The organism is Bacillus sp. P4_E1 (assembly GCF_056401715.1).
The window spans coordinates 230,194-242,707 of the sequence record NZ_JBFUIV010000007.1; the positions used below are offsets into that span (position 1 = coordinate 230,194).

General features: G+C 35.8%; 14 protein-coding genes. 11 read left to right on the forward strand and 3 right to left on the reverse strand.

The genetic code is table 11. The features are described from left to right. Window positions 1-12: 12 nt before the first annotated feature. From AC1DS7_RS12725 to AC1DS7_RS12755, 7 genes are all read left to right on the forward strand, one after another. Window positions 13-1,188 carry an NAD(P)/FAD-dependent oxidoreductase gene (locus AC1DS7_RS12725; RefSeq protein WP_002032609.1) on the forward strand — a complete coding sequence of 392 codons (1,176 nt, stop codon included), beginning with the start codon at window positions 13-15 and terminating at the stop codon, window positions 1,186-1,188. After that, a complete protein-coding gene (locus tag AC1DS7_RS12730) occupies window positions 1,185-2,222 on the forward strand; it encodes a proline racemase family protein (RefSeq protein ID WP_002142094.1) in 1,038 nt (345 codons plus the stop codon). Before AC1DS7_RS12725 ends, AC1DS7_RS12730 begins: the two co-directional genes overlap by 4 nt. Next, window positions 2,219-3,160, forward strand: coding sequence for a proline racemase family protein (locus AC1DS7_RS12735; RefSeq protein ID WP_016101255.1), 942 nt, complete (start codon window positions 2,219-2,221; stop codon window positions 3,158-3,160). The genes AC1DS7_RS12730 and AC1DS7_RS12735 overlap by 4 nt, the downstream gene beginning before the upstream one ends. Before the next feature lie 22 nt (window positions 3,161-3,182). Then, window positions 3,183-4,079, forward strand: coding sequence for a 4-hydroxy-tetrahydrodipicolinate synthase (dapA, locus tag AC1DS7_RS12740; protein WP_002189875.1), 897 nt, complete (start codon window positions 3,183-3,185; stop codon window positions 4,077-4,079). 18 nt (window positions 4,080-4,097) lie between these two features. Further along, window positions 4,098-5,582: an aldehyde dehydrogenase family protein gene (locus AC1DS7_RS12745; RefSeq protein WP_215588242.1), complete on the forward strand. Its 1,485-nt coding sequence runs from the start codon at window positions 4,098-4,100 to the stop codon at window positions 5,580-5,582. 132 nt (window positions 5,583-5,714) lie between these two features. Beyond that, window positions 5,715-7,205 (forward strand): alanine/glycine:cation symporter family protein, encoded by a 1,491-nt coding sequence (locus AC1DS7_RS12750; RefSeq protein ID WP_215588241.1) that lies wholly within the window; start codon window positions 5,715-5,717, stop codon window positions 7,203-7,205. 125 nt (window positions 7,206-7,330) lie between these two features. Next, a complete protein-coding gene (locus tag AC1DS7_RS12755) occupies window positions 7,331-7,696 on the forward strand; it encodes a carboxymuconolactone decarboxylase family protein (protein ID WP_002085063.1) in 366 nt (121 codons plus the stop codon). Between the two features lie 54 nt (window positions 7,697-7,750). Here AC1DS7_RS12755 and AC1DS7_RS12760 read toward each other — a convergent pair whose 3' ends face one another. Further along, window positions 7,751-8,023, reverse strand: coding sequence for a P-loop NTPase family protein (locus tag AC1DS7_RS12760; RefSeq protein WP_002012986.1), 273 nt, complete (start codon window positions 8,021-8,023; stop codon window positions 7,751-7,753). 1 nt (window position 8,024) lies between these two features. After that, entirely contained in the window at window positions 8,025-8,666 is a 642-nt protein-coding gene (locus tag AC1DS7_RS12765; protein WP_002032624.1) for an HD domain-containing protein, read from the reverse strand. Between the two features lie 105 nt (window positions 8,667-8,771). Between AC1DS7_RS12765 and AC1DS7_RS12770 the strand changes: the two genes are divergently transcribed. The 4 genes from AC1DS7_RS12770 to ppaC all read left to right on the forward strand — a co-directional run bounded on the left by AC1DS7_RS12770 (window position 8,772) and on the right by ppaC (window position 12,229). Beyond that, window positions 8,772-9,275 (forward strand): GNAT family N-acetyltransferase, encoded by a 504-nt coding sequence (locus AC1DS7_RS12770; RefSeq protein ID WP_215588240.1) that lies wholly within the window; start codon window positions 8,772-8,774, stop codon window positions 9,273-9,275. Window positions 9,276-9,530: 255 nt separating this feature from the next. Then, entirely contained in the window at window positions 9,531-10,046 is a 516-nt protein-coding gene (locus tag AC1DS7_RS12775) for a DinB family protein (protein WP_215589107.1), read from the forward strand. A 437-nt stretch (window positions 10,047-10,483) separates the two neighbouring features. Further along, entirely contained in the window at window positions 10,484-11,149 is a 666-nt protein-coding gene (locus tag AC1DS7_RS12780) for a lytic polysaccharide monooxygenase (RefSeq protein ID WP_016101260.1), read from the forward strand. Between the two features lie 150 nt (window positions 11,150-11,299). Beyond that, window positions 11,300-12,229: a manganese-dependent inorganic pyrophosphatase gene (gene ppaC, locus AC1DS7_RS12785; RefSeq protein WP_016101261.1), complete on the forward strand. Its 930-nt coding sequence runs from the start codon at window positions 11,300-11,302 to the stop codon at window positions 12,227-12,229. Window positions 12,230-12,305: 76 nt separating this feature from the next. Here the strand turns inward: ppaC and AC1DS7_RS12790 are convergent. Then, the coding region (locus tag AC1DS7_RS12790) for an IS3 family transposase (RefSeq protein ID WP_476999015.1) at window positions 12,306-12,514 on the reverse strand (209 nt) is incomplete at its 5' end.

The following is a 12,514-nucleotide window of genomic DNA, read 5'->3' on the forward strand; positions in this document are numbered from 1 at the left end:
GAGGGGTGCTATGTGAGACACTGTGACGTTTTAATAATAGGCGGTGGTATTATAGGATGTTCTATCGCTTATTACACATCAAAATACGGAAGAGACGTAACAATCATTGAAAAAGGGGAGTTTGTCAGTGGAACGTCTTCACGGTGTGACGGGAACATTTTGGCGATTGATAAAGACCCAGGGTTTGATAGTCAAATGTCGTTAGTAAGTCAAAATTTAGTAACTGAATTAAGTGAAGAATTGGAGCACTCATTTGAATATAGAGCGCCAGGAAGCATTCTCGTTTGTGAATCAGACGAAGAGATGGAGGCAGCGCAGCAATGGGTAAATCGTCAAAAAGAGGTTGGTTTACCATTTCGAATGCTTGATAGGCAAGATATAAAAGAAGAATCACCATTTTTTGCAGATGATTTATTAGGCGGTTTAGAATGTGCAACGGATTCAACTGTAAATCCATATCTTCTTGCTTTTTCACTTCTTGCAGAATCGAAGAAATTTGGTACAAAAGCTTTTAATCATACAGAAGTTAAAGAAGTGAAAAGAGATATAGACGGTTCCTTTATTGTAGAAACAACAAATGGAACGTTTACTGCGAAGCAAGTTGTGAACGCAGCCGGTGTGTGGGCTCCTAAAATCGGACAGATGTTAGATGTGAATATCCCAATTGAACCGAGAAAGGGACATATTATTGTAGCTTCAAGGCAACAACACGTTGGCTGCCGTAAAGTAATGGAATTTGGTTATTTAATTTCTAAATTTGGTGGAAAACGAAAAGTGGATGCTTTAACTGAAAAGTATGGGGTGGCACTTGTATTTGAACCGACAGAAAGCCAAAATTTTTTAATTGGTAGTAGTAGAGAGTTTGTAGGTTTTCATACGAAGATAAATAACGAGGTTATTAAATGTATTGCGAATAGAGCAATTCGTTTTTATCCGAAAATGGCAGATATGATGGTGATTCGTTCATATGCTGGATTACGCCCGTGGACAGAAGATCATTTGCCGATAATTTCACGAGTGGAACATATTCCGAACTACTTTATAGCAGCAGGACATGAAGGTGATGGAATTAGTCTTGCGGCAGTTACTGGGAAAGTGATTGAAGAGTTATTAAATGAAAAAGAAACAATCATTCCTATTGAACCACTTCGTTTGAGTCGTTTTACAGAAAGGGTGTTAAACGGATGAGGTCACAAAGAGTCTTTACGACGATTGATACACATACCGGCGGGAATCCAACGAGGACATTAATTAGCGGACTTCCTAAGTTAATTGGAGAGACGATGGCAGAGAAGATGTTACATATGAAAAGAGAGTATGACTGGATTCGGAAATTGTTAATGAATGAACCTCGTGGTCATGATGTAATGTCAGGGGCATTATTAACAGATCCATGTCATCCTGAAGCTGATATAGGTGTTATATACATAGAGACAGGTGGATATTTGCCGATGTGTGGCCACGATACAATCGGTGTATGTACAGCTTTAGTTGAATCAGGTTTAATTCCAGTAATTGAACCGGTTACTTCTTTAAAGCTAGATACACCAGCTGGCTTAGTTGAAGTAGATATTTCTGTTCAAGATGGGAAAGCGAAAGAAGTCTCCTTCTGTAACATACCAGCTTTTTTACTGAAAAATATTTCTGTACACGTCGAAGAAATTGGAACTGTAGAGGCTGATATTGCGTATGGAGGGAATTTTTATGCCATTATCGATGCGAAGTCAGTAGGTTTAGAGTTAGTACCAGAAAACGCATCTACAATCATTGATAAGGCTATTCATATTAGAAATACAATTAATGAGAAGTTTGAAATCATTCATCCAGAGTATTCGTTTATAAGAGGATTAACACATGTTGAATTTTATACAGATCCTACTCATGTAAGTGCGCATGTGAAAAATACAGTTGTTGTTCCGCCAGGAGGAATTGATCGATCTCCATGCGGCACAGGAACATCAGCGAAGTTAGCTGTATTATATGCTCATAAAAAAATTGATATCGATGAAGAATTTGTTCATGAGAGTATTGTAGGTTCTTTATTTAAAGGGTGTGTTATGAATACAACATATGTAGAAAATATTGAAGCTGTAGTAACGAAAATTACGGGATCAGCTTGGCTTATGGGTATGCATAGATTTTTTTACAATGAAAAGGATCCACTTAAAGAAGGCTTTTTGCTAATTCCGCCGATGGAACATGAAACGGAGGATGTAAAATGAACATTCAAAAAATGTATACAGCAGTAGACGTACACGTAAATGGCGAGGCATTTCGTGTAATGAAAGACGTACCATGTAAATACTACTACAGTTTGGAGCAATTAAACGAACAATTCTTAGGTGAATTAGCAGAAGAAATGAAGCTTTTATTAAATGAACCACGTGGTTTTATCGGTTTAAATGGATGTATTGTCGTTCCTTCTATTCATAATGAAGTGGATGCAGCTGTATTGTTTTTTAATCATGAAGGATCCATTCCTCTTCATTACGGAGGCATTGTCGCAGTAATAACGATGTTACTAGAAAGCGGGTATTTAAAAAAGAGAGAGCCTAATCAATACAAAATCGAAACGCTATCTGGCATATTTTCAGTGAATGCATATGTAGAGAATGATGAAGTTGTATCTGTTTCGTTTGAAAGCAAACTATGTTATATGATTGAGAAAAATTTAAAGGTTGGTAATATAAGTTACTCTCTCATACAGGCAGATAAAGTATATGCAGTTGTAGAAAAGGATACGTATTCGCCAGAAATCAGTATTGAAAACATCTCTAAATTAAAAAAATGGGGTGAAGCTACACTTCAAGCTATACAAAAACAGTCATTAATAAAAAGACTTATTTTAGTAGATTCTATGCAAAAAGAAAAGAACCATATAAAGTCGATTACATTTCATGAAGATAACTTTATAGTACGTTCACCAGGTTTTGTTTCTACTATTGTGTCTTATGTTCATACATTTTTTAAAAATGATTATATAGCGGATAAACCTTTTAAAAATGAAAGTATTTTTAATAGCTTTATAACAGTAGAAAAAGTGAAGAAAGAAGAACTCGGATACATTTTTCGATTTGAAAGTAGAGGGTTTATTACAGGTATGCAAACATTTATATTAGATCCTACTGATCCGTTTCCAACAGGTTTCTTATTAAAATAATATGTTAAAGGGAGAGATAAAGATGCAAAAAATTAAAGGGGCATTTCCAGTATTAATAACACCGATGGATGAATTTCAAGAGATTGATTGGAAAGGCGTAAAACAAAACGTAAACTACTTTATTGAGCAAAAGGTAGCTGGAATTATTATTAATGGAAGTACAGGGGAATTTGTTAGTTTATCAAAAGAAGAACGATTTAACATGGTAGAAACAGTATTAAAAGAAGTTGATGGCCGTATTCCTGTCATTGTTGGAACTGCTGCAGAGACGACGAAAGAAACGATTGAATATACGAAACATGCAGAAGCGCACGGAGCGGATTGCGCATTAATTATAAACTCTTACTATTGTAAACCGAAGGAAGAGGAGATTTATTTTCATTTTAAAGAAATCTCAAACGCTGTAAATATACCAATTATGCTATACAATAACCCATTTACTTCTGGTGTTGATATGAGCACAGAGTTAATGCTCCGTATTGGAAAAGAGTGTGAAAATGTTACACATATTAAAGAATCTAGCGGAGATATTCGAAAAGCGAGAGATTTAGTAAGACAAGGTGAAGGTGCTTTCCAAGTCTTCTGCGGATCTGAAGATTTAGTTATGGAATCTTATTTAGTTGGTGCATCGGGATGGGTTTCAGTAGCCGGAAATATCGTTCCAGGACTCGTTACGAAAATGTATGAGCATTTTCAAAATGGTGAATTAGAAAAAGCGTGGGAAATGAACGATGCTATTTTACCTCTTTGTGAGTTTCTTGAAGGATCAGGAAAGTATGTGCAAATCGTTAAACGTTCAATGGAATTACATGGGCAAGTCGGAGGACCTTCACGTTATCCGAGATTAGGATTAACTGAAGAAGAAGATCAAAAGCTTCAAACGATTTTATCAGAAATTGCGGCTCATGCAGCTGTTTAAATAAGGAGGAGAGTATATATGTTAACGACAAACATTGAGCTGAAACCAAAAGTGAAAGCGTTTTTAAATGAAAAAATTAAAATGTTCATTAATGGTGAATTTGTTTCTTCAATAAGTGGGAAGACATTTGAAACATACAATCCAGCGACAGAAGATGTTCTAGCAGTCGTATGTGAAGCGCAAGAAGAAGATATTGATGTCGCAGTAAAAGCGGCAAGATTTGCTTTTGAATCAGGCCCGTGGGCAGAGATGACTACTGCTGAAAGAGCACACCTTATTTATAAATTAGCAGATTTAATTGAAGAGCATAGAGAAGAATTAGCACAGCTGGAAGCTTTAGATAATGGAAAACCATATCAAGTAGCACTTGATGATGATATTTCAGCGACTGTAGAAAATTACCGCTATTACGCGGGATGGGCTACAAAAATTATTGGGCAAACCATTCCAATTTCAAAAGATTATTTAAATTACACACGCCATGAACCGGTTGGCGTTGTAGGTCAAATTATCCCGTGGAATTTTCCGCTCGTTATGTCTTCTTGGAAAATGGGAGCCGCTCTTGCGACGGGTTGTACGATTGTATTAAAACCAGCAGAGCAAACACCTTTATCTTTACTATATACAGCGAAGCTTTTTAAAGAAGCTGGTTTTCCAAACGGTGTCGTAAACTTTGTACCAGGTTTCGGTCCTGAAGCAGGATCGGCAATTGTAAACCATCATGATATTGATAAAGTAGCTTTCACAGGTTCAACAGTTACAGGGAAATATATTATGCGTCAATCTGCAGAAACAATTAAACATGTAACGTTAGAACTTGGTGGTAAGTCACCAAACATCATTTTAGAAGATGCTGACTTAGAAGAAGCGATTAACGGTGCGTTCCAAGGTATTATGTATAATCATGGTCAAAATTGTAGTGCAGGCTCTCGCGTGTTTGTCCACCGAAAACATTATGAAACAGTCGTAAATGAACTTGTAAAAATGGCGAATGACGTGAAGCTAGGGGCAGGTATGGAGGCGGAAACTGAAATGGGACCGCTCGTATCTAAAAAACAACAAGAGCGTGTGCTAAATTACATTGAACAAGGAAAATCTGAAGGTGCTACTGTTGCAGCTGGTGGTAAACGTGCATTTGAAAAAGGTTATTTTGTACAGCCAACAGTATTCACAAATGTTACAGACGATATGACAATCGTTAAGGAAGAAATTTTCGGACCAGTTGTCGTTGTACTCCCGTTCGATTCGACAGAAGAAGTAATTGAAAGAGCAAATCGCTCGTCTTACGGGCTTGCTGCGGGCGTATGGACACAAAATATTAAAACCGGACATCAAGTTGCCAATAAATTAAAGGCAGGAACAGTGTGGATTAATGATTATAACTTAGAAAATGCAGCTGCACCATTTGGTGGATATAAGCAATCTGGTATCGGACGTGAATTAGGTTCATACGCCCTTGATAACTATACAGAAGTGAAAAGTGTTTGGGTAAATATAAAGTAATAGAGAGTCTAACTGTTAATAAATAGAGGGATGAAATAATGAGAGATGCGGACAACTGGAAGGTTTAATAATAGTTGTCCGTTTTCTTATATATAAAATTGCTTTTTCAAAAGAATTATAAGGGGGATTTGGATGGAGCAGTTAGTAGAATGGTTAGTAGGGCAAGTTTGGAGTATTGGCTTAGTTGTTTTCGCATTAGGAGCAGGAGTGTATTTCACAATTGCAACTCGTTTTTTACAAATTCGCTATTTTAAGGAGATGATTAAACTATTATTTGAAGGGAAGAGCTCGGAGACTGGGATATCATCCTTTCAAGCATTTTGTTTGGCATTATCAGGTAGGGTTGGAATTGGTAATATCGCAGGAGTAGCGACAGCTATCGCTTTCGGCGGACCTGGAGCTGTATTTTGGATGTGGGTGATGGCATTATTAGGAGCAGCTAGTGCATTTGTTGAATCAACATTAGCACAAGTATATAAAAGTAAAGTAGGCAATGAATACCGTGGTGGTACGCCATATTTCATTGAGAAAGGCTTGAAGATGAAATGGTTTGCGGTCATTGTAGCGGTCGTTGTAACACTATCATATGGCGTTTTATTACCAGGTATTCAATCGAGTAGTATCGCAGTTGGATTTGAAAATTCTAATGGTATTAGCAAATATATAACTGGTATATTGTTAGTCGTATTATTAGCAGCTATCATTTTTGGTGGCGTAAAGAGAATTGCGGGCGTTTCTCAAATGCTAGTTCCATTTATGGCAATTGGTTATGTAATTGTTACATGTATCGTATTAATTGCCAATGTAACGGAAATTCCAAGTATGTTTGCATTAATTTTCTCTAGTGCATTTGGTGTAAATGAAATGTTTGGCGGAATCGTCGGTGCAGCAATTGCATGGGGGGTAAAACGTGCTGTATTTTCAAATGTTGCTGGTGTTGGAGAAGCGACGTATAGCTCAGCTGCTGCTGAAGTATCACATCCTGCAAAACAAGGGCTAGTTCAAGCGTTTTCTGTATATATTGATACAATTGTAGTATGTACAGCGACAGCTCTTATGATATTAATAACGGGTATGTATAATGTAATACCTGAAGGGAAAAGCGCTATTGTAAAGAATATGGGAAATGTAGATGCAGGTCCAATCTATACACAACAAGCAGTTGAAACTGTTATGACAGGATTTGGTCCAATATTTATTTCAATCGCAATCTTCTTTTTTGCATTTACAACTTTACTCGCGTACTACTATATCGCTGAAACGACACTCACTTATTTAGATCGTGATCTCAAATATAGCTGGTTAAAACCAGTTTTGAAAATTGGGTTTTTAATTATGGTTTACATCGGTAGCGTAGAATCAGCGTCGCTATTATGGAACCTTGGAGATTTAGGAATCGGTAGTATGGCATGGTTAAACTTAATCGCGATTCTATTATTAAGTAAAACAGCATTAAAAGTGTTAAAAGACTATGAAACGCAGAAAAAAGAAGGGAAAGATCCAGTGTTTGATCCTAAAAATGTGGGAATTGAAGGTTTAACATTTTGGGAAGAAAGAAGTAAAGTGGTTGAAAGGAAAAATTCTAAAGAAAAAGTGTCAGTAGATAATGGGCTGAAACTGTAGATGTGCAAATTTAAAAGTTAAATAAACTGAAAATTCATTCTATTTTTTAAAGTAAATATTTGTATATGTCCTTCATTTTATCTCATACTAAAGTAAGTGTGAATAAAATGAATGGAGGATATACGATGGAAAATCAACAATATGGCTCTATAAATGATGTATTACTTGATTATAAAGAAGGTATAGGGAATTTTACGCAACAAATCCCTGAAATTGCAGAAACATATAACGCTTTTACACAAGCATGTTTTCAGGAGGGTACATTAACTAAAAGAGAAAAGCAGCTCATTGCATTAGGGATTAGTTTAGCAACACAAGACGAATATTGTACGATTTATCATACGAAGGGCTGTATTGACCAAGGATGTTCTGATAAAGAAATTTTAGAAGCTTGTGGTGTTTCAGCCGCGTTTGCTGGGGGAGCTGCAATGAGTCAGGCAGTAACCTTAGTACAAGAATGTCTGGTGGAATTGAAACATCAAAGTCATTAAACAAGAAAAAGCCCTCCTTAAAATATTCTTTTAAGGGGGACTTTCTAGTTTAGTCTAATTTTTTTGAAAGAGTTTCAATTGTTTCATATAGTCGATAGCTTTTGTTTTATTACTCTGTTTAGAAACATAGTGTGCCTCGTTTAAATCTCTATAAAAACTATTAAATATTTCTTCAGAAAGTATGCCGTCAGAGATAGCTTTTTTTACTGCACAGTGTGGTTCATTTGTATGCGAACAATTAGAAAATTTACATTTCCGAGATATACCCGCAATATCTTCATATCCAAAATCAAAGTTACCTTTATGTTCTATCAAGTCAAATCCCATTTTAATATTCTATATTTTTATAAATCGATGTCTCTATATTAGGGAGAAGTGTGTATATGCTCTTACCAATTAAAGATTCTAATTCTTTCTTAATTGCATAGAATCCCTTCCAATGTAAAGAAGTATGAGAGGTTGTGCCATGACGTAAACCAACTGAAATCAATCTTTTTTCAAGAGTAGTAAAGCCTTCCGCATCAGCAAGTGCGTCACAAAGGGTAATCACCTTATTGTATAAGTCGTAGTCACTGTTTTCATTCAATATTTCAATTAATCGGCTTTCCATATAATCAGGAACAATGCTCCACTCTGCCGCGATATCTAAATGCTCATTTTTGCAAGGAAATGAATGCGTCACACATATAATGGCGTTTCCTGTATACCCTAAATCATTCATATACATATAACCATCATAGGAATGAATAACAGATTTAGTAAAACCTTTATATCTTCCTATGTCATGCAGGAGGGCAGCGTTGTATGCTATATCAGCATCTAGGTCGTACCCATTATTAATAAGTTCAACAACTATCTTTTCAGTTGCAAGGGCAACATTACGTGAATGATCGAACCACGGACCTGGGTTTTGCTCATATGCCCACTGGAGTAATTCTCTTGCATATTTCCTATCTAATATATACTTCATATAGGTATCCTTTCTTTAAAAAATCATATATTTAATAATTTCATCTTAGAATTTCATTATTCCTTCTTTAAAAGTTGTTACAATGAAACAAAAGGGGGAAAAGGAATGCGAAGTATAGTAATAGAAGAAATTAAACGACTTGATGAAGACATTGAAGAGCTTTCTGAACTGTTGAAAACTGTAGTAAATGATGAGGCGTCAATTGGTTTTTTACCTCCACTGGAACAAAAAGAAGCAACAAATTATTGGCAAACTGTATTAGCACCAGAAGTGATATTGTATGTTGCTAAAATAAACAATGAAGTGGCAGGGAGTATTCGATTACATTTAGTTACAAAGCCTAATGGGATACATAGAGCTGAAATTTGCAAGTTAATGACTCATCCAAACTTTAGACGTAATGGTATTGGACGTTTACTCATGCAAAAAGCAGAGGAGCGAGCAAAACAAGAAAAACGRTCTCTTTTAGTACTAGATACGAGAGAAGGAGACCCTTCCAATAGATTGTATAAATCATTAGACTATCAAGAAGTTGGAAAAATACCTGAATATGCAATTTCTCCGAATGGTGAGTTAGATGCAACGGTTATTTATTATAAAATGATTTAGTATTTTTATTTAAAAAGAGGGATATTTTCAAACCACGAAGTTGTTATTAGGTCTGAGTATTGATTTATAAAAAGATTGATAAACCCCTGTATAATAGGGGTTTTCTTTTCATTCATTAACTTCATATTGAATGTTCAATTTGAGGGCCAATTTGTATAAGGTTTTAATAGGTTTATAAGAGGTATTATTTAAATAGGAATTTTGAAGTCTTTTGGTGAATATTAAATGTTAATCTAAAAGATGGAGGTTGCTGTGATGTTGAAACTGTTTCAATATAACTGGCAAGTTCGTGATGAGTGGTTTACATTGTGCGAAGACATGCCGGATGAAGAACTATTAAAGAAACGGGTCGGTGGGTTCGGCAGTATACTACATACCCTATTTCACATTGTAGATGTGGAATATATGTGGATCTTAGGTTTGCGAGGTGAGCCAGTTCCTGAGGAGCCATTGTTTGAAGAGTATGCCAGCTTGCAAAAAGTGAAAAATCTTTCGGATCAATACCACGAGGAAGTGAAGCCATTTGTGACCTCTTGGACAAATGAAATGGATTCTCGGAAACTTTCAGAAACTGATTTCAATGAAGAACCGATTAGCTCTAGAGACGCCCCAATCAGGCGCCGAGTCATTGAATGTACACACGGAGAGATAATACGTCATGTCATTGTCCATGAAATCCACCATATCGGCCAGTTATCTATATGGGCACGTGAGATAGGAAAGGAGCCAGTTTCCGCAAATCTGAGAGGGAGAGGGCTATTTGATAACTAGACTACCTTTGCCAATTTCGTAATTTATTTATAAACGAATGGTTTAATTGAGTATATTTAAAGCGTGTTTAGATCAATCTTTTTCAAAACACACTTTTTCTTTATATTATTTTATCTAGGTTTATAGAGTTAATGTAATCAAACTTTTTTCGAAGCTACACTGTGATATATAATTGTAAGTAATTATTAACTACTTTAACGCCGTTTGTATTTTCAGACGGTGTTATAAGTATTTAACAGTAAAACGACAAAATAAATAATAGATTTGATAACTGGTAATTAAAATGCGTGAAGAATTGATATTTTTGTAGCTAGAAGAATTTGAGAAAGTTTTTAGAGGGTTCTTTTAGTAATACTCTTCCACTTATAATGGATGTAGAGAAGATGACTAGGCAACTATAGTTATTTTCATTTCATTTTTGGGAAGGGGATGAAAGAATGAAAAAGACAAGTTTACAAAAGGTGAAGAAGGTTATATTATGTGGCGGGATATTACTTACGGGGTTATTAACATTTGGATTTTCAGAAAAGGCTTCAGCTCATGGGTATGTAGAATCACCAGCGAGCCGATCTTATTTATGTAAGCAAGGGGTAAATGTAAATTGCGGTCCAGTTCAATATGAACCACAAAGTGTAGAAGGAATAGGGGGGTTTCCACAATTAGGACCTTCTGATGGACAAATCGCAGGAGCTGGCCATTTTCCTGCTTTAGACGTTCAAGCAGTTGATAGGTGGAAGAAAGTTACGTTAAACGGCGGGATGAATACATTCAAGTGGAAACTAACCGCTCCTCATAGTACGAAAGAATGGAAATACTACATTACAAAGAAGGATTGGAATCCAAATATGCCTTTAACAAGGTCTAGTTTAGATTTAGTGCCGTTCTATGTAAAAAATGATGGCGGAGTTAGACCGGGGACAACAGTAACGCATGAAGCAAATGTACCAACTGACCGTAGTGGCTACCATCTTATTTTAGCTGTTTGGGAGATTGCGGACACTGGAAATGCGTTTTATCAAGTTATTGATGTGAACCTTGTGAATAATGGTTTAAATTCCAATTTTGCTTTTAACAATGTAGTGCAAGTTCCTACACTATTTTAAATTAAATATACATTTTGATCATCTAATTCATTTTAGATGATTTTTTTATGAAAAATATAGAAGAAAGTACAATTATTTATAAAAAATTCGGCTTTAAATATTGTCATATTTGCTTCTTTAAGATATCCTTTTCATGAAGAGGTGGAAAACATGGAAAAAGTACTAGTTTTCGGRCATAAAAACCCAGATACAGATGCAATTTGTTCTGCGATTGCTTATGCAGAATTGAAAAAAGAATTAGGAATGAATGCTGAGCCTGTACGTTTAGGCGAAATCAGTGGTGAAACTCAATTTGCGTTAGACTCTTTTAAAGTAGAAGGACCGCGTTTTGTTGAGACAGTAGCAAACGAAGTGGACAACGTTATTTTAGTTGACCATAACGAGCGTCAACAAAGTGCTAACGATATCGAATCTGTTCGTGTGTTAGAAGTTATTGACCATCACCGTATTGCTAACTTTGAAACAAGCGATCCTATTTACTACCGTTGTGAGCCAGTTGGATGTACAGCTACAATCTTAAACAAAATGTACAAAGAAAATGGCGTTACAATTCGTAAAGAAGTTGCTGGTTTAATGTTATCTGCAATCATTTCAGATTCTTTACTATTCAAATCTCCAACTTGCACAGAACAAGACGTAGCAGCAGCTCGTGAATTAGCGGAAATCGCTGGTGTAGATGCAGATAGCTACGGCTTAGAAATGTTAAAAGCTGGTGCTGATTTAAGCGGAAAAACAATGGAGCAATTAATCTCTCTTGACGCTAAAGAATTCCAAATGGGTAGCGCGAAAGTTGAAATCGCACAAGTAAACGCTGTTGATACAAACGACGTTCTTGTACACCAAGCAGAACTTGAAAAAGTTATCACTACAGTAGTAGAAGAAAAAGGTTTGGACCTATTCTTATTCGTTGTAACTGATATCTTAACTAACGATTCTGTTGGTCTTGCGATTGGTAAAGCAACAAACGTTGTTGAGAAAGCTTACAACGTAACATTACAAAACAACACAGCTACTTTAAAAGGTGTTGTATCTCGTAAAAAACAAATCGTTCCTGTACTAACAGAAACATTCCAAGCTTAATATTATTGAGTATGGATAAAAGAAAGGACAAGTAGTCTGGTCTTATCCCCGTCAAGTAGACAGCTTTAAAAAAAGACTAAGCAGCCATTGAGATTCGATATTCAATCGGAGCTCGATGATTGAGTCGTTTTTGGAATCGTTTGTAGTTATAATGATAGATGTATGTTTCAATTGCTTGAATCAATTCTTCTTTTGTTTGATAATAATTGAGATAAAACATTTCAGATTTAAAATGAGAAAAGAATGATTCAATACAAGCATTGTCATGGCAGTTTCCTTTGCGAG